Source organism: Fluviicola sp. (genome assembly GCF_029266855.1).
Taxonomy (GTDB): Bacteria; Bacteroidota; Bacteroidia; order Flavobacteriales_D; family Crocinitomicaceae; genus Fluviicola.
Map to the genome: position 1 here is coordinate 23055 of NZ_JAQSWB010000007.1, position 25087 is coordinate 48141.

The window sequence follows — 25087 nt, forward strand, 5'->3', positions numbered from 1 at the left end:
TATGCATATTACACTTATAGCTGGAGCACGGCCCAACTTTATGAAAATCGCACCGATTATTCATGCATTGCACAAAATTCAGGCAGAAGGAAGTTCATTGCGTTATAGTCTGGTGCATACCGGGCAGCATTATGATGAAAAGATGTCCGGGCAATTTTTTGCCGAATTGGAAATTCCACAACCAAATGCAAATCTTGAAGCTGGTGGAGGAACTCAGGCCGAGCAAACAGCCGCTATCATGGTTCGCTTCGAAAAATACCTGGAAACCAACCCAACTGATCTTGTTCTTGTAGTAGGAGATGTAACTTCTACTATGGCTTGTGCAATAGTCGCACAAAAATTGCAAATAAAAGTTGCTCATGTTGAGGGAGGAATCCGTTCAAATGACTGGAAGATGCCCGAAGAGATCAATCGCCTGGTAACCGATGCCATTACCGATTATTTCTTCACAACATCAGAAGTTGCAAACGCGAATCTTCGAAAAGCGGGAGTAAAGGAAGAGAAAATATACTTTGTCGGAAATACGATGATCGATACATTGCTCAAACAGATGCCGCGTTTCAGAAAGCCGGAATTGTGGGATCAACTTAAGCTGACCGATAAAGAGTATATTGTATTAACACTTCATCGTCCGGGAAACGTGGATGAGGAAACGAAGTTCAAAGCCTTGGTGGATCAAATTATCGCAAGCTCGGAAAATTGCATGATTGTTTTTCCCGTTCATCCCCGGACAGCAAAGATGATCGAACTATTAGGAATCTCACATCCCCGCTTACACATTGTAGATCCAATGGGTTATCTTGAATTCAATTACTTAGTACAACGTGCAAAGCTGGTAATTACAGATTCGGGAGGTATCACGGAAGAAACCACTGTGATGAAAGTTCCTTGTATGACCTTAAGAGATACAACCGAAAGACCCGAAACAGTAACTGAAGGCACCAACGAACTGGTCGGAACAGACCCGCAGGAAGTAGATAAAAAGTTAAAACAATGTCTGTCCGGAAATTGGAAAAAGGGTTCAATACCCCACCTTTGGGACGGAAAAACAGCAGAACGAATTGTTAATGTCTTAAATCACTTGTAAGTATTGATATTTAATCGACTTTTAGATATTTATCGTTAATTAAAATTAAAAGGCTTAAGTTTGCATCGTAATTTGAAGAAAACCTCAGTAAGTTTGTCAAACTGAATATTCTGAAAACAAAATATAAACTGGAAAATTGCCGGTGAGAACAAAACAAGTAGTTGCACCCCACCCAATCTTCCCCTGTTAAACACCTGAATGTCAATCCAACTAAATATTTTCAATCGTTGGAACACAACTTCTACTAAAAACTTGCGTGAGAATGGCACAAAAATTGCCAGGAAAAATTGATTTGAAAAAATCTTTTGAAACGGGACCATTACTTCGTACAGAGGTCATGTCAGTAACAACCTGAATTTAAAAGATAAAATATAAAACTGGCTAAAAACCAGTTATTTGGATGAAAAAACAAAGAAATATATTGTTAAAATATTAAAAAATATTGCCCTATAAACAACCATAACCCAAAAAAAATGTTTTTAATGCACAAGGTGTTAAAAAAAATTTGAATAAACATTTAAAATGAATTACCTTTCGAATATGAGTTATCCATTAATTCACGGAATAATTGCTTTTGTCTTATCAGTGTTGGCAACGGCATACTTGGTCCCAAAGATCATAAGAATTGTCCGTTTTAAAAAGTTGATGGATGATCCCAATGAACGAAGTTCACATTCCGAAGCTACTCCAAGCTTAGGAGGAATGGCTTTTTTTATTGTACTCATTCTTTCCCTCTATTTCAATCATCAATACGATACCTATGGCGTTGCTATCAGTATGTATCCGGCCTTAACAATTTTATTTTTCCTGGGGCTGAAAGATGATTTGGTAGTACTTGCACCGGTAACAAAGCTTATAGGACAAACCATAGCATCTTTATTTATTCTAATGAATCCAAAGTTCGGGATCAGTTCATTTCACGGTTTTTTAGGAATCGACCAGATCAATGAATGGGTGGGAATCGCTTTCGGCCTTTTTATTATGCTGGCGATTATTAATGCATTTAACCTGATTGACGGAATCGATGGTTTGGCCTCTTCCATTGGAATTGTTGCATTTTCAGGTTTTGCTGTTGTCTTCTTCTTTGCCGAACGCTACTTTTTCGGACTTACTTCGCTTGTAATGGTTGGTATTCTGACAGGCTTCCTGTTCTTTAATCTTTCAACAAGGAATAAGATCTTTATGGGAGACACCGGCTCCATGCTGATCGGTTTTATGGTTGGCGTAATGTCCATGCGTTTTCTGGCCCTGGATCTACCATCATTGAGTAAACTACCCTTTAACGCTGTTGATGTCCCAATTGTTTTGGCTTCGTTTATTATCATTCCAATGTTTGATTCTGTGCGGGTATTTACTATCCGGGTGATGGAAGGAAGAAATCCCTTTTCGGCAGACAGGAACCATTTGCATCACGTATTGATTGATGCATATAAAATCTCTCACCGCAAAGCAAGTTTTTATATTGCTTCGGTAAATATTGCTTGTGTTTTGATATTCTCCCTGTTATTAAAACTGACAAACACTTATATTGCATCCTCAATTATATTAGTATTTTCTGCACTGGCTGTTTTTTTTCTTTACAAAATCAGCCCAAATGTTGTTAAACGAAAAGTCATATCACGGACTATCAAAAAAAGACATCAGAGAAGATTAAAGCAACAAAAGAAACAGAAACAGCAAGGTAATCCTCTTAGCCCGATCAGGCGTGTTTATTCTCTGAGGGGCCATTTGCAGAAGTAATTTTATATATTTGCAATGAATTTTTATAATCTTACAAGGATGCCAAAAATCAGCATTCCATTTATACTATCCGCCTTAATTCCAGTCATGCTCAGCACTTCTTGTAAAACAAGAGAAAGAGTGGTCTATTTCCAGGATTCCAAAAGTGATAGTTTGGCAGTTTCAACATCCGGTTTCACTCCTGTATTCAAGGTAGATGACTTTTTATCAATTATTATAACAACAGCAGATCCTGAATCGGCTCAAATTTATAATCTTCCAGCGGCCACTGCTCCAAACCAGGGATACTCGATTGGAAATCCGGCTCAATATGGGTACCTTGTAAATGCCAGGGGAGATATTTCTTTACCTGTTTTAGGATCCATACATGTTGCAGGTAAGAACAGAATGGATTTGGAAACGGAGATTAAAAACCTCCTAGAAGGTCAGCTTAAAAATCCTACTGTCCAGATTCAGATCTTAAATTTTAAAGTTACGGTTCTTGGCGACGTCAAATCACCCGGAACATTCAAAATCCCCAATGAACGAATCACTCTGCTGGAAGCAATAGGACTTGCAGGCGATTTAAGAATGTCAGGAGAACGGAAGAATGTAAAAGTTATCCGGGATTCCAGTGGTGTTAAAACAGAGTATCGTATTGACCTTACAACGAAGGAAATTTTCAGTTCACCGGCTTATTACCTTCAGCAAAACGATGTGGTTTACGTTGAACCTAATGCAGCAGCAAGAACGGAAGGTACACTATGGAAGGCAACTGGAACAATCTTTATTTCAATTTCCTCGTTAGTTATTGCTACGATTTCAATTATTCTCAAATAGATGCGTCAGGAAGAATCGATTTCAAAAGTTCGTGAAAGCGAAGAAAATTCAATCTCCGTAAGAGAGTTATTAGACAAATACCTCGTTTATTGGAGATGGCTGCTTTGCTCTATTGTGGTCTTCCTTGTTTTGGGATGGATGTATGCAAGATACCAAACACCAAGTTATGAAAGCGTTGCAAGCGTTCTCATAGAACAAGAGAATAGTCCCGGTGCCTCCGAAGAGCTCGGAATGCTTAAAGATCTTGGTTTGGCAAGCGGAGGCGGTGTACTTGAAGACGAAATAGAACTATACCAATCACGCTCGCTGATGGAACGGGTAGTTAGGGATCTGCACCTGCACTGGAAATACCAGATTGTAGGAACGACTACAGGATTAGTGCGTTCCGAGCTATATAATGCCAACCCAATCAGGATCCGGGCCGTTGAAGCGGACAGCTTGTTCTATGACAAGCACTATGAGTTTGAGATCACTTTGACCTCAAACAATGAATACACCATTACTTCAGGAAATGTATTAGTAGGAAACAGCTATAAATATGGCTCCATACTTCAATTACCGATAGGAAAAATAATCCTGGAGAAGACCAATGAATTCAAGAAAAACCGAGTAGGAAACAGGATTCTTATAAGTGTTGCTCCGGTTTCAGAAGTTGCAACATATATCCGTAAGAACTTATCTGTTGAACCTGCGAGTAAGGAAGCCAATATTCTTATTCTTAAAGTCAAGGGACACAATGTTGAGAAAAATAACGCTATTCTAAACAAGATAATGGCTGTCCACCAGGAAAATGCCGTGAATAACAAAAATGAAGTGGTGAAGAATACCACAGCATTTATCAATGAACGAATGAAATTTATTGCCGCTGAGCTTACAGACGTTGAAAAGAAGGGTGAGGATTATAAATCGGAGCATCACTTGGTAGACGTAACCACCGATGCTGCAACTTATCTTGAGAAAGAGAGTGATATTGAGAAAAAAGTAGTGGAGGCAAGTATCGAGATGAGCCTTGCTGATTTCATGAATGAGGTAATCTCTGATCAAAACGGGTATGAACAACTCTTGCCTGCCAACCTGGGATTCAAGGACCCTTCGATCGGAGTAATGACCACACAATACAACACCCTGGTCCTGGAGCGAAATCGCCTGCGGGAGACCAATGGATCAAAACATCCGGGAATTGCACGCATTGAATCACAATTATCAAGTTTACGTACATCATTAGAAAACAGCTTACGAAACATGCACAACTCTTCGCAAATGCAATTGAAAAAATTGAAGAGTGAGGAGCAGATTTATCAATCCAAAATTTCGTCCATTCCTCAATTTGAAAGAGAATATCGCGATATCTTCCGCCAGCAACAAATAAAAGAAAGCTTATATCTCTTCCTTTTGCAAAAACGCGAGCAGAATGAAATTTCACTGGCCGCAACCGTCGCAAATTCACGTGTTATTGATGCAGCTTATAGCACCGGAATTCCAGTTTCACCAAAAAAGTCCTTAATTTATCTGATTTCATTTGCACTTGGAATTCTAATTCCTGTTGGAGCTATTTACCTCCTGGTTTTATTGAACAACAAGATTGTTTCGCGTTCTGACCTGGAAAACTCGGGATTGACCGTTGTCGGTGTTATTCCGGAAGAGAAAGACAAGGATAAGTTAATGGCATTGAGTCATCCGCAATCCAGTCTTTCGGAAGCTTTCAGAGTATTGCGAACCAATCTTTCCTTTGTAACATCTTCCGAAAATGACGGCTGTAAAGTTATCAGTGTTACTTCCAGTTTGAGTGGTGAAGGAAAATCCTTGACATCTGTGAACCTTGCATTTATGTTTGCAGCCACAGGAAAGAAGGTACTGTTAATGGGACTTGATCTGAGAAAACCACGTCTGAAAGACATCCTGAATCTTAAACAGACGCCCGGTTTATCAAATTATTTGGTGAATCACGACCTGACAGCGAAAGATATTATAGTCAGCAGTGAATCTCACGGACAATCTATCAGTATCATCCAGGCAGGTGATATTCCACCGAATCCAAGTGAATTGCTAATGAATCAGCGTCTGGACGCATTGATAGCTAGTCTGCGCAATGAATTTGATTATATCATTTTGGATAATGCCCCGGTTGGTCTTGTTATTGATGCAGTTACAACGAATCGTTTTACAGATGTGACACTTTACATCATTCGTTCGGGAATGATCGATAAACGCTATCAGAATCATATCCTCGAACTTAAAAATCAAGGGAAATTAAAGAATCTGTATATCATGATGAATGCCGTGAAGAATGCGGGCGGAAGTTATTCTTATTCTTACTCATACGGCTACGGAGAAAATGTAAACAAAAAATCCTGGTGGAAGCGTTTGCTCGGTTTAAATTAATTGCCGGAATTTAGTGTTTGGCTCAATCCTTCGGCAATACAAAGTATTTATACTTCAAACGATCATATTCCGGGGTGAAATACACTTTTAACAAAGAAGTGTAGTAGTTATAGGGCTTATGCTGCAATAAAACCTTGTCCCGTTTATAGAGACTCTTATCTTCAAACACACCATTTGCGTCGCGTTTATAGAGACTCATTAAAGAATCATTTTGCAGAATGCTTGAATCTTTCAATTCCAGTGGGTATTGAGTCGGTGGTAACAAAACTGGACTGGAAGTATGCATAAAGTTTGCTTCATCTTTAGCTGCCGGCATACGAAAATCGCCCAATAATTTCACTAATTGGTTGTGTACATTGTTTGAAAAACCATTGTTGAGTTTATTCACTTTCGTACCAAACATATTCAACATACCTTCTTTCATACTTTCTTTAAAGCTGAAATTGTCACGGTCAAATAGTACTGTCTGTAGGTTACTTTTCCAAAAGGTGGAATCGTTGTATGAAACAGGCATTTTCGGAACAATATCTTCCGGGTTATGCAGTAAAAAACTAAACCCGGGGTCAGCAAACCGCTCTTGATATTCCTGCGCAAATACTTTATTTCCAATCATGGGATTAGCAAATGAATATACCTTAAAGCTATTTTTGGAGCTTAGTTTGGACTTAGGTAAAAAATGTAAATATGCACGCGTCATTTGTGCCAGCGCCCCGCCCTGCGAATGTCCAGTGATATAGATGGTATAAATGCCCTGTTTATTCAGGCTCTGAATTTGCTTTAACACATCATCTATGCAATATGACAGGCCTAAAATATATCCTGCATGAATAGCCGCACCCTGAGAATCGGCACAAGTGTAGACGAAGGGGACTTCACATTTATAAATCGTGTCCTTTGCCGGAACCAATGAAGAATACATATTTTCCAGCCAACTGGATTTTTTATCGGTGGAACCCCTGAAATTCAGTACCGCTTTCGTCTTTGTCTGATTGGTATATATCTGGAACATATTGTCCATTCCATAGGCAGGCGAAGTATAGATGCACGAGTATTCTTTGGGAACAATGGCCGCATCCGAACCTTCCAAATCCAAATAGGTAAAAGAATTGCAAATTTGAATGAGATCGCGGGCTTCTTTTGCATCAAATCCTGAAGTATGTTGTGCAGCGGAATACGCGGAAACACTTGTAAAGAGCAGTATTAAGAACTTATTCATGGAGAGTCGAATCAAATTGGTTCTAATAGGATAAACAAAAATTATTCCATGGTTACAGATTCCGGAACAGATTGTTAGTCGCTCAGCTTCTTGTTTTCTTTATGCCGTGTTGCATCCCGGTCCGTTTTTTTAGCCAGATTTTTTTTCAAAGCTTCTTCCAGATCCACCCCGGTTTGATTTGCCAGACAGATCAATACAAAAAGTACATCGGCTAACTCATCCCCCAAATCCTTGTCTTTATCACTTTCCTTTTCGCTTTGTTCGCCATACCTGCGTGCAATAATCCGGGCAACCTCCCCCACTTCTTCCGTGAGCATGGCCAGATTCGTCAATTCATTAAAATAACGAACTCCCACTTCCCTGATCCATTGATCAACCTTTTTTTGTGCTTCTGAAATTTCCATTATTCCCTGTTTTTTGAATCGATGATAATTGTTACCGGACCGTCATTGAGCAAATTCACTTTCATGTCCGCACCAAATGATCCTGCCTGCACCGGTTTTCCTAATGCGGATTCTGCTTTCCGGAGAAAGGATTCATACAAAGGAATAGCCTGTTCCGGTCTTGCTGCAGCTATAAAGCTTGGCCTGTTCCCTTTTTTAGTGGATGCATGAAGTGTGAATTGACTAATGACCAATAATTCACCCTGGATGTCCTGTAAAGAGCAATTCATTTTCCCTTCTTTATCGGAAAATATGCGCATTTGGATCATTTTTGCTACCAGCCAATCACTATCTTCATCAGAATCTTCGTGTTCGATTCCAAGAAGGACCAGCAAACCGGTGCCAATTTCACCGATGATTTGATTTTCTACCGTTACACTTGCCCGGGAAACACGTTGGATAACTAGTCGCATCCTCAAATATAGGGATTGTTGCAAAAATGCGAAATTCCAAATTAGCTAAATTGCAACATTGCAATATTGCAATGTTCAAATTTCCCGATTTTGAAAGCTTGTTATTCCAATCCGCGTTTATTTCTACGATGTACATCGTCACTATCGCCGGTCATCAACTGCAGATACGTGAAATAACGGCTTTCGTAGATTTCCCCGTTTTTCACAGCTTCCTTCACAGCACAAGCGGGTTCATTCAAATGCTGACAATTATGAAACTTACAAGCTCCGATCAATTCGCGCATTTCGGGAAAATAATGAGAAATAACTTCCTTTTCCAGATCTACAATTCCAAAAGCCCTGATTCCAGGTGTATCGATTATAAATCCACCCGAAGCAAGAGGATGCATTTCTGCGAAAGTAGTGGTATGCTGTCCCTGATGATGTGAGGATGAAATTTCTCCAACACGCAGATCCAGGTTCGGATCCAAAGCATTTACCAATGTGCTTTTTCCTGTTCCCGAATGACCGGCAATCATTACCTGCTGATCCTTTATTTCTTCTCTCAGGAATTGAATATCTTTTTGATTTGTTGCTGAAATTGCATGACACGGATAACCAACCGATTCATACATAAACATAATTGCTTTCAAGTCCAGCAAACCTTCATCATCCAGGAGATCTACCTTGTTAAAAATCAATGTCGTAGGAATACGAAATGATTCTGCTGCAACTAAGAAGCGGTCAATAAAAACAAAATGTGTTTCGGGATGTTTCAAGGTTACCATTAAATAGGCACGATCTATATTTGCTGCCAGGATATGCATCTGCTTACTCAAATTCGTGCTTTTCCTGACGATGTAATTTTCGCGCATTTCATAATCCACGATTACCCGTTTTCCTTCTTCATCGATTTTAGGATCCAGGATCACAATATCGCCCACTGTAATAGGATTGGTTGTTTTCAAGCCCTGCAGCTTCATTTTTCCGCGAACCCTGCACTCCACAACATCACCGGTTGGCATCAAAACCTGATACCATTTCCCTGTAGATTTCAAAACTCTTCCGCGCAGTCCGTCACTCATAAAACAAAATTACCGAAAGGGATTGTAAAATGATCACGATAAAGCATTTAAAACAGCAAACAGTGAAAGATCGCAGAGTTCGTGACTTATTTTAAACACAAAGAATGTAAGAGCACAGAGTTTTGTCATTCCTCCTTTTCACCTTTGTTTCTTTGCGGTAAAATTCTCAAACTATCCAAAAAACCAACTTTATTCCATTCCCATTCGTTATCTTCGTAGCCAAAGTTTTCATTATGTCAATTGAAGTAAAAAACCTTTCCAAATTTTACGGTGAACAAGCAGCAGTGAATGATATTACTTTTTCAGTTGGAAAAGGGGAAATCATTGGTTTCTTGGGACCGAACGGAGCCGGTAAATCAACAACAATGAAAATGATTACCGGGTTTATTCCTGCATCCCAGGGAGAAATTAAGGTATGTGGAATGCCGGTTTCGGTAGATTCGATTGAAACGAGAAAACGCATTGGTTATCTTCCTGAAAACAACCCTTTGTATCTCGACATGTACGTCAAAGAATACCTGGAATTTGTAGGAAAGATCTATAAGGTGAAAAACCTGAAAGAGCGCGTGAAGGAAATGATCAAACTGGTTGGTCTTGAAGTAGAGCAAAACAAAAAGATCGGGATGCTTTCAAAAGGGTATCGCCAACGTGTAGGATTAGCCCAGGCGATTATTCACAACCCGGATGTACTGATCCTTGATGAGCCGACTTCCGGATTGGATCCGAACCAGTTAGTTGAAATTCGTGAATTGATCCGTCGCATAGGAAAAGAGAAAACCGTGATGCTTTCTACTCACATTTTACAGGAAGTAGAAGCCATTTGCGACCGCGTTGTCATTATACGACAAGGGAAATTGGTGGCAGATAATCTGGCTTCAAATTTACAGGTCGAAACAGACACTCAGGTTGTGTATGCTGAATTTGACGGGCCGGTTGCGAAGAACTTGCTTCAAAAAATCCCGGGAGTTTCTAAAATCGAGCGTGTTACCGATTCCAAGTACCTCATCGAAAGTCAGTCTTTGGATGATTTACGTAAAACTGTTGCTCAATTTGCACAGAAAAACGACTTGTTGGTACTAACGCTCAGAACAGAAGAAAAATCACTGGAAGAAGTCTTCAAGACATTGACTAAATAGTCTTATCCATTTTTTATGGATAGCAGAAAGGGCCTCAATCGAAGCCCTTTTCTTATTTTGAATCCTTATCTATTCGTTATTCGGTGCTAAAAATTTATAGAGTAATCCGGCGATGATTGCTCCTGCGATCGGTGCCACCCAGAATAACCAAAGCTGTTCAAAAGCCCATCCCTGTACAAATAGAGCCTGACTGGTACTCCTTGCCGGATTCACAGACGTATTGGTAACAGGAATACTGATCAAATGAATTAAAGTCAATCCCAAACCAATTGCAATTCCGGCAAAACCGGCTGATGCTCTTTTGTGTGTCGCTCCTAAAATGATAATTAAAAACAGAAAGGTCATCACTACTTCAGTGATTAGTGCCGATTGCATACTGTATCTGCCAGGAGAATGATCACCGTAACCATTTGCTGCGAATCCCCCCAGTTCAAACCCTGGTTTTCCGCTTGCGATCAGATATAGGATTCCTGCTCCGGCAATTCCTCCCAATACTTGTGAGGCAATATAAGGAAACACCTCTTTGGCTTCAAATCTTCCCCCGACCCATAATCCGATTGTAACAGCCGGATTCAGATGACAGCCTGAAATATGGCCGATTGCATATGCCATTGTCAACACAGTTAACCCAAAAGCAATGGAAACTCCTACAAATCCAATTCCAAGTTCCGGATAACCGGCTGCCAAAACAGCACTTCCGCAACCTCCCAGCACTAACCAAAAGGTTCCGATAAATTCAGCGATTAATTTCTTCATAAATAGCGTTTATAGTTAACACCCGTTTCAGTGTAAAACAAGTTAGATAAATATAAACTTTTTGTTCAGGAAAACAACACCTTATACCGTAACCGGTTTCTCCCCCAGTATTTTACGGGCCAAATAATGCATTACGTAGATCAAAGGGGTAAGACAAACCGCGATAAGCAATTTGGTCAAATAACCGGTAATTGCTAAAACGAGCACCATTTTTAAAGGATACGCTCCGGAAAGGTATAAGCCAATGATTGCAACAATAAACGAATCTACTAATTGAGAAACCACTGTTGAACCTGTACTTCTCAGCCAAATCATCCTTCCTTTGGTTAGTTTGTTGAAAAAGTGAAAGAGTTGAACATCCAGTAATTGGGATACAATAAACGCACAGATACTTCCGACCATGATCCAAAGAGAACCTCCGAATGCCTTGGCAAATTCTTCATCAGACAACCAGGAGCCTTCCGAAGTGGGAAGTTTAACAGCCACAAACACAATTAGAAAGCAAAATGCGATCAACCCGCTTGTAATCCAGCTTAACCTGCGGACAGCCTGCTTTCCGAAATACTCATTCATGACATCTGTTAAGAGAAAAACTACCGGCCAGGGTACAATTCCTGCGATCATGGGAGCTAAATACGGTCCCATGTAAACAAGCTTTGCCGAAATCAATTCAGCAACTATGGCACTGGTGATGAAAATTCCTGCCATCACCATAAACGCTATTTCTTTTCGTGTTTGAAGCATGGTCGAAGATACTACATTTGCGGTTTCTTGTATCCCGTTCTTTTAAACTTCGTCCTAAAAAGAGGAATAATCCCTATTTTTGCGCAATAAATAAGTAACCCCGACGATAAATACCGGGATATCAAAAAAAGACACATGAAAAAGAATGTCATTGAAGAATTAAGATGGAGAGGAATGGTGCAAGATATCATGCCCGGGTTGGAAGAACAACTGCTTAAGGAAATGACTTCTGGTTATGTAGGCTTTGACCCTACTTCAGACTCACTGCACGTAGGAAATTTACTTCCGATTATGTTATTGAAACATTTTCAGCTTGCCGGCCATAAACCATATACATTGGTGGGTGGTGCAACCGGAATGGTTGGAGATCCGTCCGGGAAATCTGCAGAACGCAATTTACTGGATGAAAAAACACTGAATCACAACGTGGCTTGTTTTGAGAAACAATTGCGTAAGTTCCTTGAATTTGAGGAAGGTGAAAACAAAGCTGAACTGGTAAATAATTTTGACTGGATGCGGCATTTTTCGTTCCTGGAATTCATCCGTGACGTTGGAAAACACATTACAGTGAATTACATGAGTGCAAAGGATTCTGTCAAAAAACGGATCGAAACGGGAATTTCATTTACTGAATTTTCCTACCAATTGATACAGGGATACGATTTTTTGCATTTATACAGAACCAACAATGTAAAAGTCCAGTTCGGAGGTTCCGACCAATGGGGGAACATTACAACAGGAACCGAATTAGTTCGCAAAATTGCAGGTGGTGAAGCCTATGCTTTTACCTGTCCGTTATTGACAAAAGCAGATGGCGGGAAGTTTGGAAAAACCGAATCCGGAACAGTTTGGTTGGACCCGGAAAAAACTAGTCCGTATGCCTTCTACCAGTTTTGGCTAAACGCTTCCGATGAAGATGCTTCCAAACTGATACGTTTCTACACTTTGAAAACAAAAGAGGAAATTGAAGCAATTGAGAAGGAACACGCTGAAGCTCCGCATTTACGAACCTTACAAAAAGCCATTGCTGACGAAGTAACGATCCGGGTGCACGGAAAAGAAGCATTGGAAATGGCCATTGCAGCTTCCAATATTTTATTCGGGAAATCAACTTCTGAAGATTTGAAAAAACTGTCCAATGATACTTTCTTAAGCATTTTTGATGGAGTTCCCATGGCAACAATTAAGCGTGCGGAGTTAAGTGAAGGAATTAGTATTGTTGACCTACTTGCTTCTAAAACCGGATTCTTACCATCAAACGGAGAAGCAAAACGCGAATTAAAGGCAAATGCCATTTCATTGAATAAAGATAAAGTCGGTGAAGGAACCCTGGTTGGACCAAGCGATTTAATCAATGAAAAATTCATCCTTTTGGGTAAAGGAAAAAAGAATAATTACATTGTAATAGTAGAATAAAAAATTCAAAATAAAATATGGGACGTGTTACATAACGTCCCATATTTATCTTGGCCTGCTTCCAAGCGTTTTTTCAAAAAACTCTTCCGTCTTTTCAGTCGACTTCAAAATTTTATCGAACATTTCATCTGTGCGTTTCCTGTTTTTTTCCAGGACTTCAAAATTGTGTTCCGCATTTTTCTCTTTGAATTCCTTTTCCTTTTCGAGATTTTTCTGGATTGTATGATAATGACCTTCGTAATAATCTTCCAGTCTCATCAATTCCGCACGATCTCCGCCAAAGGTTCTCAAATCGGTTTCCATTAGTGCAAGTACCTGGTAATTTAAAGAGTTCAGGTATTTGTTCATTTCAGCAAATTTGTAATTCGGATTTTTCTTTGCGTAATTTTTCAATCCGGTAGAGCCTCTCTTAATTAATTTCTCCAGGACTTTATATTCCTTATTGATTTCTGCAGGATACATCAGGGAATCGAAGGTTTCTTTATGAAAGCGGTATAAACCTGTTAATCCATCAGCAATTTGCGAATCATACAGGATAATGGAATCACTATAATAAATCGGCGCAGAATTAAGTATCTGAAGATTGGTGTAGCTCATTTCATAAGCGACCTTTAATAATTTAAACCGGTCTTCAAACGTTTTATCCGTATGTGCCAATTCATTCCAATCTTTTCTTAAGCTGTCTATTTTCAAAATAGAATAAAACAAACTGTCTTTCCATTTACTAAATGCCGGTGGAACCAATGTGGAATCAAAGTTAACAGGAGTGCTGTAGCTGCTTGACTCCATCAACAATTTTCCCATTTTTTCCCTGACAGACTCGATTCCTTTCGAAATTTTAGATTTTTCTTTCTCTAATTGAGAAACATTTTTCTTTTGTTCCGAAAGGACCTTTTTCACCATACTGCCAGCAGCTTTATCAGTTGTTTTGAAAATTTTTGTTTCGACGGAAATGATCCGCTTACTGATGGCATGTGCTGTTTTATTGATTTTCTTTGCGGTTTTACTGTAAAGTGCTACACTGTCATTAATATCTCTCAGGTTTGCAAAGTCTTCATGCAGGTGATCCTTTTCAATTATTTCAAAGGACTTTCTGAACTTATCGTTCAAATGCAAGCCTAAATAATTATAATGATGCACAGTCATGGAACTATAATTAACCGGATTAAATTTCAATCCGTCTTTGGCCACCTTAATCCACTTGTCATTCAGGTTTAAGGAACTGTATTCGGAAACATAACTCTCAAAATCAAGCGGCTTTCCCTTTTCACGTTCAAGAATAGTATCCCAATTCTTTGTTCTCCTTGTGAAATCTTCCATGGAAACTGGATACTCTCTCAATTGAAATTCTGGTTGTGACGGTAAATGCGACTGGACGAATAAATCAGGTTCAACCATGAAACTTTCCAGGGACGGATAGCGGACAAAACCAATACTTGATTTGTATGATCCGCGCATTTTCTCAGCTTTTTCCGCCTTTTTTTTATCCTTTTTATCCCATTTAAACTGTTTAACCTTCTTCCGTTTTTCTTTTCCTATCTTTCCAAGCTTCTTCTGTCTTTTCAGCGCAATTTTTTCCTTTTTGAGTAAATCCTCCTTGTACTTTGGAATTCGGCCGATGTAACCTGCATCCCAAGTCGGGTCACACAAATACCATTTACGGTCAACTTTGAAAGCAACCCATTCGTGGTCCGAACTTGCTATCAATGGAATCGAATCTGACAGAAATTGAGCTGTGTACCCTTCAACTGTAGTAGCTTCTATTCCGGCATTTTTTAAAAGCTCAACAGTTAAAGCACTGTACCCCTGACACACGGTGCTTTTTGCCTTCAAGACAGCACCAGCCGACTTATATTCCAATGGCTTGCCATTTTCAATTGACTTGTAATCATATGAAACATTATGCGTTACCCACTGATAAATATGAACAGCTTTTGAGCTATCATCAACAAGATTCTTCGTAAGATATGCACTTAGAGCTTTTGTAGTCTTTTGAGATTCTTTGGGAACTTTTAAAAATTCGATTTTTTCCTGACCATTCAGGGAGTACCCCAGGAGAAGGAGAATAATTAGGCAGTAAGACTTCATTATAAAGGTTTCTTTTTTCTAAGATGCAAAGGTATTGCTTTTTTTTAACTAAAGGTTTAAATCACCGGATTGTAAAGTGAGTCTATTTAATCCCTGACAAGAATCGGAATGGAGATCACTACTTTGGTTCCTTTCGGATTTCCGTTCTCATCCTTCAGGCTTTCAATTGAAAAATCAAATTCCGACTGATACCTTTCTTTGAACAAACTCAATCTTTCAGAAGTAATTTGTGTTCCATACGATTTGTGTCCAGGATCTTTTACATTTGGATTGCTCCTGATATAGCCTACTCCATTGTCTACCACCTCAACAATCAGTTTAACATCATTGATCTGTTTAAAATTCAGATCTATTCGCCCTCCTTTTTCTAGTCCTTTAAAACCATGAAGAATTGCGTTTTCGGCAAATGGCTGGATTAGCATCGGGGGAATAAATTTGTTTAATTCTTCTTTTGACAAGGAAATCTCAAAATAAAATTCAAACCTGTTTTTAAAACGCATCTGCTCTAATTCAAGGTACATTTGCAAAGAATCTATCTCTTTCTGAATACTGATTTCCGTTTCTCTTGAGTTGGTAAGAGTCAGGCGGATCAGCTTCGACAACTTCAACAAATACCGTTCCGCCAGGTCATTTTCGTTGTATAATAAAAAGCTTTGGATGGAGTTGAGGGCATTGAAGATAAAGTGCGGATTCATCTGTGCCAAAAGGGCTTTTTGCTCCAATAATTCCATGTCCCTTTGAACTTTATTTCTACGATGTATTACTGTTATACGGTTTCTGAAGAACAGGAAACTAACAACCAAAATCACAAGCACAATCAATCCCGTAAACCACCAGGTAGAATAGAAGGGCGGAGAAATAGAAAAGCGGGATAGAATATACGGGGCGCTCCACAATCCCACTTCGTTTTCATATTGGATTTCCAGTTCATACGATTCAAATGACGGATTGATCAGTATTAACTCCCCATTATTTCCGGCAGACCATGGATCTGTATTTCGAAAACGATATCTATATGGTTGCGTACGCAACGATTTGTAGTTTGTCGTTTGAAGTAAAAAACGAATCACTTTTTGGGATGCATTAAATTCCATTCCATCCCGAAAATTAGCGAGCTGCTTTCCATCCGCAAAAACAGATTGAATTTGGATCTGGCCTAAAAATGAGCCTGCATTCCAAACATAAGAATCCGGTACAAGTGTTATTCCGCTCCGGGTTCCAATATAAACTCCATCCTTATTGGTATAAATACAATTCACTTCAGAAGAAACTAAGCCGGTTAACTTGGTCAAATTAACAATGCTGATTGAATTGGTTTTGGATTTTGTGATTTTTGAAACCCCCTTATTAGTCCCCACATAAATTTTTCCATCCTTGTCAATATGCAGCGTATTGAGTTGATTCGAAAGCAAACCATCTTCCAGTTGGATTCTTCTCACTACCTTCCCATCTTTCAAAAAGAAGAGTCCCTTAGACTTGGTAGCAATCACCACTCCCCAATCCTTGTGAAATGCTAAACCGGTTATTGTAACACGACTAAAATCAGGAGGAAGTTTTACTTTTTCAAACTCCTTATTATTCACTTTAAATAATCCGGTAGAGGATCCGGCATACATTCGTCCTTTATCATCGTGCACTAATGTCTTAAAAAAATGAGGCACATATTTCTTGGGGTTATAAACTTCTCTGCCACCAATAATGACTTCATGTTTTTTGGTTTGTTTATCCACCTTCAACAAGGTTATATAAAGTCCGTAAAAATCTCCCTGTTTATTAACCGACCACCCTGCAAAACCGTCTAGTTGATAGCCCCAGCTTTCTTTAATGAAAGGATTGATTCCTTTATCCACCAGATTATTTAATAAAACCAACTTGTTATCCCAAACACCTATTGCGTGTATCCCTCCTTTCTTTTCCAAAATTTGAACCCCCGATCTGAGATTATAGTACCCGAAAGAAGATGCATAATAGACCTCTTTCTTAATCCCGTTGATACAATAAATTGTATTCTGGTTCCTTGCATTACTCGGAATCCAATGGACGATTTCCAAATTAGGGGTATAATAAACACCATCATCCAGTGTGGAAAACCAGTAACCTCCTTCATGATCCTTAGTAATAGAAGTGATTTGTTGATTCTTCAAATAACACGCATCCGGTTTTGTCAAATCTAAGCCTTTTTGTTTTTTATAGCGATAAGCCCCAAACAAAGTTGAAATCCATAATTCGCCACCCACATCATACATTCCGGTAATGCCTTCAAACTTTGCTCTGTTAGTCAGGTTATCCATATCAATTACCCAATCATTCACCAACAGGTAATCACGTTCATTGATTCTTTCAAGATTACACGTGATAACAGCTTCAAAATGGGTGTAATACTTTTCCTTTCCCTTAGCGGGAACCAAGCATATTTTCCGTGATTTCAGCATCTCCCATTTCAAACTCCCCCAAAAAAACCAGGTACCCCGGATGTCTGTATAAGTTCTAAAGCCCTTCATTTCAAGATCTTTCACCCTTCCTTTCGCATCAATTTTTGCGGACCTGTATACTCCGGAATAGTATACATTATTTTCCTTATCAACCAAAAAATCTTTTATGGTATTAAAATCCCCATGATTAAGTTTAGCTAACTCGTTATTGTACTTATAAGGAATAATCCGATCCTCCTTCGGACTATAATAAGCCAGTGTTCCGTTGTATGCAAAAAACCAGACTCTTCCCAATTCATCTTCGTAAATTTTAAAAATCACATTATCCGGAAGGCCCTTTGATTTATCAAAAAGATGCAAGCGAAATCCATCGTACTTAACAACTCCATGATCCGTACAAAACCACATATGTCCTTTCCGGTCCTCATGAACGTAATAAACCTCTGAACTCGGCAAACCATCATTTACAGAAATATTCGTATATGCAGGTTCCCACAAGTTTCTTTGAGTGAATGAATAGTATGCTGACAAGACTAAAAGTGTTGATAACCCAATTTGCTTCAAGAAGGAAGGGAATATACCGACCACAAGTTTCTTTGTATTCAAAATCCGTTCTTTCCCCCAATGGGTGTGGTGGATATCCAACATACTTATTCTTTATTAAAAACGGGAATAAATATGACAACTTTTGTTCCTTTTGATCTTCCTTGCTCACTCATTAAATTTTCAATTGCATAGTCAAATTCTGCATCATATTTTTCTCTGAACAAACTCAACCTTTCGGAGGTGATTTGCATTCCATGAGATTTATGGCCTGAAAGCGGCTCGTTTTGAATCTTTGACGCATACCCAGTCCCATTATCGATCACTTCAACAACTAGCCTGTTATTAGCAAGCTCCCTAAAATTAATTTCAAGTTTCCCTACCTCATCCAAACCTTTAAATCCATGAATGATTGAATTCTCCACAAAGGGTTGAATAAGCATCGGTGGAATATATCTCTGGAGTTCATTATGAGAAAGCGAAATTGCAAATTCAAAATCGAAGCGGTTTTTAAATCTCATTTTTTCAAGCTCAATGTATTTTGTCAAAACATCTATTTCCTGTTTGATAGTCACCTCACTTTCCCTTGAATTATTTAGGGTCATTCGAATCAGTTGGGAAAGCATCTGCAAATATTTTTCCGCCAAATCATTCTCATTATAAACCAGAAAACTTTGAATCGAATTTAAGGAGTTGAAAATAAAATGCGGATTCATTTGAGCCAGGAGAGCCTTCTGTTCCAGTTTTTCGATTTGACGTTTGTAATTTCGTTGCCTGTTTATTTGTATAACTCTGAATCTGAAGAACAAGAAAGCCAACAAAAAACTGGTCAACACCAAAAGCAGGTAAAACCATATTGTTTCAACAAATTTCGGGTGCTTTTGAATGTTTAAAACCCCGTATGGCTTTTGCCAAATTCCATTGTCACTCAGATAGGATAATTCCAAATAATAATCTCCAGAGGGTAAGTCATAAAAATCAATACTTCCGGAATTACCGTATGTCCATTTATCATTGGCAGATAAGCGGTATTTATATCGCTGACTGCCAAAACTTTTATAATTTGTCGAACGCAATTCGATACTGATCATTTTCGAACCACTGGCAAGCTCCAGGTTTCGGGATTCAGGGTAGGTGATTTTACCGTCTACAGCTATTTTTTTTACGGAAACTTGTTTTTTCAATGGATTAATCAAAAAACTCAGGTCTGAGGGGAATTTGGATAGTCCTTTTTTTGTAGCCAGGTAAACCTGATTTTCATGCAAACAAATAGAATTCACTTCATTGGTTGCGAGCCCGTTCACATTCATAATATTATGAATCCGAACATATTTGTTTCCTATAAAAATCAATTTCGAAACACCACTGTTGGTAGCCACCCAACAGACTTTTCCGTTTTTCTCCAGATTAATTTTATTTACCTGGTCGCTTACCAAACCATTCGCACTGGTAATGTGGTGGGTGATCTTACCATTCTTGAAAAGGTAAACACCCTCTCCTCTTGTGGCAATAACCAAACCGAGCTCGTTTGAATACCTTACACATGAAACACGGTTTTTTCGAATGGCTTCCGGAAACATGGAATTATCCCACACCCCATTTTTCAAACAAAACAGCCCTTTTGAATTTCCCGTATATATAAGTCCTTCACTTGAGGAACATACAGTTTCAAAAAAATGATGTAAATTCTTATCGTATTTTTTTGACGCATAATAATTATAAAGCGTATCCAATTTTCCGTTCCTGTGAACACGAAGTACCAGGGAAGCACAAAGCAGCATACTTGTATCCTGCTCATTGAAATTATCATAATAATTAGGCACTCTCCAATACTTTTTTCCGCTTAAATCAATTGGAAGTTCTTTTCGGGTTATTGGTAGCAGGAGAATATTATCAAAGCGTGAAATAATGTTTCTTGAAATATGATTGGATGTAAGTATCGGAAAATGATCTTTTAGACGGAAAATCCCTAAATGATTGGAATAAAAAATGTCTTCGTCAGCATCCACGATTACATTTGTTACATCTATTACTTTTGAATTTTCGAAAACAGAAATATTCTTCACAATGGAGTTGGGCATGTATACAATCCCTTTGTCCAGCGTGGAAAACCAGAGTCCCTTTTCACGATCTTTGTAAACAGAAGAAACTTTGAATCCTTCTAAAAAATGTCGTCTCGGGGCTTTTGCCAGTCCATGTTTTTTTAAATTCTTCAGCTTATACGCACCATTAACCGTGGTGATCCATAAGTCTGCTCCAACCGGGAAATAGCCAGTTACTCCGGGAAAATAAATAATATCCTTTGGATGGTCTAAATCATAAAAGCTATCCTGAATTCGCATTATTCTCACTCCCTGAAGAATCTTCAGTTCGGTCAAAAAACTCTGCATGTTCCGTTTATAGACCTCTTTGTTCTTTATAAAACGTTCAAATCGCCCGTTTTTCCGGATTACTGCCCTGAATGTTTCCGGATAAGTCAGGTTGACCAGTAGCAACTGAAATGTGACCTGATAAGATCCATTGACCAGGTTGAAGGTTATCGGATCTTTTTTGAAGGTTGATAACTGGCTTTTCCCTTTCGAATCAATTTTTAATATGCCATTATTTCCCGAACTAAAAAACACATTATCTTCCCGATCTACAGAAAAGGTTTTGTACGGATAAAGATTATTCCCGATATAATTAGCTATCAAAGAATTGTATTTATACTTTACGACCCGGTGATTGTTATAATAACTCAACAGACCATTATAACTTACAAACCAGATTCGTCCTTTGTAATCTTCGTAGATCCAAAAAACAACATTATCCGGAAGGCCGTTCTTTGTAGTAAGGACTTCCATGTGGAAACCGTCATATTTTACTACTCCGCGATCTGTGCAAAACCAAATATATCCCTGTCGGTCCTGGTGAACAAAATAAGTTTCCGAACTCGGTAAGCCTTCTTTAGTCGAAAAGGTTTTGTATGCAGGTTGCCAATCAATTTGCTGACCATACAAACTACCTGCAAAAAAGCAGATCAGCAATCCGAACAAAAACCTGCCAGCTCCCATATCAATCAGTACTTATTGATTTCAAAAACATGTTTCCAGGGTATTGAATATCAACTAAAAACAAACCTTTTGCCGGAACAGACAATTTTGCCTCACTGCGGTCTTTAGATTCAATTATCCGGATGATTTCTTCCTCGTTCAGATTACCATATCCGACTTCCAGCAGAGTACCGACCACCGCACGCACCATATTCCGCAAAAAACGATCTGCTTTTATTTCAAAGTACCAGCTATTTTCTGCTAATTGATGCCATTTTGCTTCAGAAACCGTACAAATATTTGTTTTCACATCCGTATGGAGTTTGGAAAAAGAAGTAAAATCCTGTGTCCCCAATAATTTCTCTGCAGCGCGATTCATCGCATTAAAATCAAGCTCCGTAACCAAGTGATAGCTATCCAATAAAAAAGAATCTTTCTTTTGATGGATAAAATAACGATATGTCCTTGATACCGCGGAGAAGCGTGCATGAAAATCCATGCTTACCCGTTGAGCAGAAAAAATGCTTATATCATCCGGTAACATCTTATTTAATTTATACACCAATTGATTCGCATCCAATTCTTTAACCGAGTCGAAATGCAAAACATAATAAGATGCATGCACTCCCGTATCCGTTCTTCCGCAACCTACTACCGAAACCGGCATATTTCCCGTTAACTGAGATAGGCGTCTTTCAATTTCTTCCTGTATAGAAGAGGCATTCGGTTGAATTTGCCAACCATGATAGTTCGTTCCGCGATAAGCGAGTTCCAGGGCATATCGAAATGTCATAGCACAAAGTTAATCAATCCTTTTGCTTCCACAGACACCCTTGCAAGCTCTACAAAGCTTAACATTTAAATAATCCATCTCTTATTAATTAATTATTTCGTAACACAGCAGTAATTATAAAGGAAACTTACAAAGATACTTTTGCTCAAACTTTAACAAGGAGTACAATGCAGGTAAGTAAGGGACAAACCATACTTTTAGTGGACGACGAAAAAGATATCCTGGAATTTTTACAGTATAATCTGGAGCGGGAAGGATATAAAGTATTTGTTGCCAATGACGGACTCGAAGGAGTTGAGATGGCGCAAAAAGTTTCTCCTGATTTGATTTTAATGGATGTAATGATGCCGAGAATGGACGGTATTGAAGCCTGTCAGACTATTCGACAGGAGCTTCAGTTAAATTCTCCCTTAATTGCTTTCTTAACATCCAGAGCTGAAGATTACTCGCAAGTGGCGGGTTTCGAAGCCGGTGCAGATGATTACATTACCAAACCGATCAGACCACGTTTATTGGTGTCAAAAGTGGAAGCATTGCTCAGAAGAGCAGGCCGCATCAACGGAGGCGAAGCAGAAATCAAAACATCTTCCATTACGGTGAATCGCGAGAAATTCCTCGTCTATATGAATGACGAAGAAATTCAATTACCTAAAAAGGAATTTGAACTGATCGAACTGCTTGCATCAAGACCCGGAAAAGTATTTACACGCGAGCAAATCCTGACTACGGTTTGGGGAGATGAAACAATTGTCGGTGAAAGAACGATCGATGTTCACATCAGAAAATTAAGAGAGAAGCTAGGAGAATCGTATATTCGTACCATTAAAGGTGTTGGTTATACATTTTCTGAAAAGTGAAAAAATTAAATCCGTTTACCATTGTTCTCCTGGGAAGTATCATCGTTGCAGCTTGTTTAACACTCACTCTGCTTGCTGTTCATTTCTTCTATCCGCTCCCCGCAGGTGCATTTGTTTCCGTTATTCTTTTTGGCTCACTGGCTACTTTTATAACTTTTTACGTTCTTTTCAGAAAATTCATTTACAATCGCTTACGCATCCTTTACAGATCTATTCGGAAGGGGAAAATGGCACCTGAAGAAAAGCTTTACATCAATATGTCGGAAGATATTATCGGCAATGCAGAAGCAGATTCTAAAAAATGGAGTGAACAACGGAAATCGGAAATCACGCAACTCCAGGAACAGGATAAGTTCCGTCGGGAATTCATAGGAAACCTGGCTCATGAACTAAAAACCCCCGTGTTTTCAATCCAGGGCTATGTTTTAACGCTGCTTGAAGGAGGCTTGGAAGATGACAAGGTGAATCGCATGTTCCTGGAAAGAGCATCCAAAGCAATTGACCGCATGACCAATATTCTCAATGATCTGGATGAGCTGACCAAGTTAGAGGTAAATGATCTGAAAATGGATTTACGTCCGTTCGACTTAAAAGAAATCGCTAAAGAGGTGATGGATAGTTTAGAGCTACGTGCCCAGGAAAAACACATCAAACTGCGATTTGCAAAAGATTACAACAAGGAAATCATGGTTCGTGCTGACCGGGGGAAAATTGCCCAGGTATTGACCAACTTAATCAGTAATTCCATTTCTTATGGAAATGAGAACGGAGAAACCCAGATTCGTTTTTACGAAGTAGATGATTTGGTCTCCGTAGAAATTTCGGATAACGGTCCCGGAATCGAACCTCATGAACTGCCCCGTTTATTCGAACGCTTTTACCGTGTAGAAAAAAGCAGGAACCGGAACGAAGGTGGTTCGGGGCTTGGTCTTTCCATTGTGAAACACATCCTGGATTCGCACAATCAAACGATTTCAGTTCGCAGTACGATCGGTGTCGGAAGTACCTTTACTTTTTCACTTGACAAATTTGAAGGCAGCTCAAGTACTTTGATTTCTTCAAGGGGAGTTACGATTAAATAATAGACACTTCGACTCCGCTCAGTGTCTTTAGGTTTTTGACTTAAAAAGGTGACCGAATGCTTGCGCTAACCTTGCTATGCCGAAGCGGCTTTGCGAAGGCTAAGAGCTATAGCATAGGCGCAGCGGTGTCGAGGTCAACCTTTGAACTTTTATTCAATTCTGCCAGGTACTCTTGCTCCAATTGCCCGGGAGTGTGTACCAAAATTGCTTTCTTTTTTAAAAATTGCAAATCCATTAAGGTCGAATATCCATTTCGGGAAATGATCGTTTCTGCAGAAGCAATTTCGACATCTGCATTTCGCCAGTCAGTTATAATCTGAATATGAGCCGGCACTTCGAAATAAACTTTCGGGGATATCAAAATCAGGTTTTCTGTTCCGTATTTTTCAATGATCCAATGAAAAAACTGTTTGGAATAGGGTTCCGGACCACTTACAATTCCCACTATTTTGTTTGGGATAACAGCTAATTCCTGATCCTGAAAACGGGAATACCATCCAATGTATGTTGATTTCGCGTTAGATTCACTCAACTTTCCTGCCAGGCGTCTTCCTTCTTCGTCCATAATCCAGATTCCTGAGAACCTGTTTATCCATTTCCGGTGAATAAACTGTGCTATCCAACCGGCTTTCGGAGGCAGTGCAACCTGGTGCGTAATGAAGACAGATTTAACCTTGTGAGATCGAAAACCATAGCAATGATCTGATAAAACAAGAGAAATACGGTATTCGGTTACAAATTTTTCGGTTTGATTTTGTTCCTTTTTGATCCACCGGGAGAAACGAAATGCATTTCTTCTCATTTCCGAAGTAAAATTCCCATCTCCTTTAAATCTGAACTGAAAACCGCTTATCAGCAGAAAGGTAGCAGAAATTCCATACGATTCGAAAACAACACGTTGATTCTCCGTACAACAAACAAACAATTCATTCCCCTGCTCCGATAATTGCTTCAGCAAAGCAATCGATCTGGCCACATGTCCGCTGCCCCAATCAAGACATCCGAATAAGATCCGCTCTTGTGACACTTCGGCCGGAATCATCT

The 25087-nt window shown here is 39.1% G+C and carries 19 protein-coding genes; 8 read left to right on the forward strand and 11 right to left on the reverse strand.

Going from position 1 to position 25087, the window contains the following annotated elements:
• The first annotated feature begins 1 nt into the window (after position 1).
• From wecB to K0S23_RS13895, 4 genes are all read left to right on the forward strand, one after another.
• Positions 2-1087 (forward strand): non-hydrolyzing UDP-N-acetylglucosamine 2-epimerase, encoded by a 1086-nt coding sequence (wecB, locus tag K0S23_RS13880; RefSeq protein WP_300358506.1) that lies wholly within the window; start codon positions 2-4, stop codon positions 1085-1087.
• A 540-nt stretch (positions 1088-1627) separates the two neighbouring features.
• Positions 1628-2827 (forward strand): glycosyltransferase family 4 protein, encoded by a 1200-nt coding sequence (locus K0S23_RS13885; protein ID WP_300358509.1) that lies wholly within the window; start codon positions 1628-1630, stop codon positions 2825-2827.
• 39 nt (positions 2828-2866) lie between these two features.
• Positions 2867-3646 carry a polysaccharide biosynthesis/export family protein gene (locus tag K0S23_RS13890; protein ID WP_300358512.1) on the forward strand — a complete coding sequence of 260 codons (780 nt, stop codon included), beginning with the start codon at positions 2867-2869 and terminating at the stop codon, positions 3644-3646.
• The gene (locus K0S23_RS13895; RefSeq protein ID WP_300358515.1) at positions 3647-6028 is read left to right on the forward strand and encodes a polysaccharide biosynthesis tyrosine autokinase; all 2382 of its coding nucleotides are present in this window, start codon (positions 3647-3649) and stop codon (positions 6026-6028) included.
• Between the two features lie 22 nt (positions 6029-6050).
• Here K0S23_RS13895 and K0S23_RS13900 read toward each other — a convergent pair whose 3' ends face one another.
• From K0S23_RS13900 to rsgA, 4 genes are all read right to left on the reverse strand, one after another.
• Entirely contained in the window at positions 6051-7244 is a 1194-nt protein-coding gene (locus tag K0S23_RS13900; RefSeq protein WP_300358517.1) for a hypothetical protein, read from the reverse strand.
• 74 nt (positions 7245-7318) lie between these two features.
• Positions 7319-7648, reverse strand: a complete 330-nt coding sequence (locus K0S23_RS13905) for a nucleotide pyrophosphohydrolase (RefSeq protein ID WP_300358519.1) — start codon at positions 7646-7648, stop codon at positions 7319-7321.
• On the reverse strand, positions 7648-8100 hold the full coding sequence (gene dtd, locus K0S23_RS13910) for a D-aminoacyl-tRNA deacylase (RefSeq protein WP_300358522.1): 453 nt from the start codon (positions 8098-8100) through the stop codon (positions 7648-7650). Before dtd ends, K0S23_RS13905 begins: the two co-directional genes overlap by 1 nt.
• A gap of 101 nt (positions 8101-8201) precedes the next feature.
• The gene (gene rsgA, locus K0S23_RS13915; protein WP_300358524.1) at positions 8202-9164 is read right to left on the reverse strand and encodes a ribosome small subunit-dependent GTPase A; all 963 of its coding nucleotides are present in this window, start codon (positions 9162-9164) and stop codon (positions 8202-8204) included.
• Between the two features lie 233 nt (positions 9165-9397).
• Between rsgA and gldA the strand changes: the two genes are divergently transcribed.
• A complete protein-coding gene (gene gldA / locus K0S23_RS13920) occupies positions 9398-10300 on the forward strand; it encodes a gliding motility-associated ABC transporter ATP-binding subunit GldA (RefSeq protein ID WP_300358526.1) in 903 nt (300 codons plus the stop codon).
• A gap of 69 nt (positions 10301-10369) precedes the next feature.
• Here the strand turns inward: gldA and aqpZ are convergent, their stop codons facing one another.
• Positions 10370-11056: an aquaporin Z gene (gene aqpZ, locus K0S23_RS13925; protein ID WP_300358528.1), complete on the reverse strand. Its 687-nt coding sequence runs from the start codon at positions 11054-11056 to the stop codon at positions 10370-10372.
• Between the two features lie 81 nt (positions 11057-11137).
• Positions 11138-11800, reverse strand: a complete 663-nt coding sequence (locus K0S23_RS13930; RefSeq protein ID WP_300358531.1) for a queuosine precursor transporter — start codon at positions 11798-11800, stop codon at positions 11138-11140.
• Between the two features lie 135 nt (positions 11801-11935).
• Here K0S23_RS13930 and tyrS point away from each other — a divergent pair, with 135 nt between their 5' ends.
• Complete coding sequence (gene tyrS, locus K0S23_RS13935; RefSeq protein ID WP_300358534.1) at positions 11936-13216, forward strand: tyrosine--tRNA ligase; 1281 nt, start codon at positions 11936-11938, stop codon at positions 13214-13216.
• 45 nt (positions 13217-13261) lie between these two features.
• On the opposite strand, the gene K0S23_RS13940 is transcribed toward tyrS, so the two are convergent.
• The 4 genes from K0S23_RS13940 to truA all read right to left on the reverse strand — a co-directional run bounded on the left by K0S23_RS13940 (position 13262) and on the right by truA (position 22104).
• Positions 13262-15304, reverse strand: a complete 2043-nt coding sequence (locus K0S23_RS13940) for a transglutaminase-like domain-containing protein (protein WP_300358537.1) — start codon at positions 15302-15304, stop codon at positions 13262-13264.
• An 86-nt stretch (positions 15305-15390) separates the two neighbouring features.
• Positions 15391-18384, reverse strand: a complete 2994-nt coding sequence (locus K0S23_RS13945; protein WP_300358539.1) for a two-component regulator propeller domain-containing protein — start codon at positions 18382-18384, stop codon at positions 15391-15393.
• A gap of 2 nt (positions 18385-18386) precedes the next feature.
• Positions 18387-21332 (reverse strand): sensor histidine kinase, encoded by a 2946-nt coding sequence (locus K0S23_RS13950; protein WP_300358540.1) that lies wholly within the window; start codon positions 21330-21332, stop codon positions 18387-18389.
• Position 21333: 1 nt separating this feature from the next.
• A complete protein-coding gene (gene truA, locus K0S23_RS13955; RefSeq protein WP_300358543.1) occupies positions 21334-22104 on the reverse strand; it encodes a tRNA pseudouridine(38-40) synthase TruA in 771 nt (256 codons plus the stop codon).
• A gap of 167 nt (positions 22105-22271) precedes the next feature.
• Here truA and K0S23_RS13960 point away from each other — a divergent pair, with 167 nt between their 5' ends.
• Complete coding sequence (locus tag K0S23_RS13960; protein WP_300358546.1) at positions 22272-22961, forward strand: response regulator transcription factor; 690 nt, start codon at positions 22272-22274, stop codon at positions 22959-22961.
• The gene (locus K0S23_RS13965; protein WP_300358549.1) at positions 22958-24043 is read left to right on the forward strand and encodes an ATP-binding protein; all 1086 of its coding nucleotides are present in this window, start codon (positions 22958-22960) and stop codon (positions 24041-24043) included. The genes K0S23_RS13960 and K0S23_RS13965 overlap by 4 nt, the downstream gene beginning before the upstream one ends.
• Positions 24044-24149: 106 nt before the next feature.
• Here the strand turns inward: K0S23_RS13965 and K0S23_RS13970 are convergent, their stop codons facing one another.
• Positions 24150-25085, reverse strand: a complete 936-nt coding sequence (locus tag K0S23_RS13970; RefSeq protein WP_300358551.1) for a hypothetical protein — start codon at positions 25083-25085, stop codon at positions 24150-24152.
• Positions 25086-25087 lie beyond the last annotated feature (2 nt).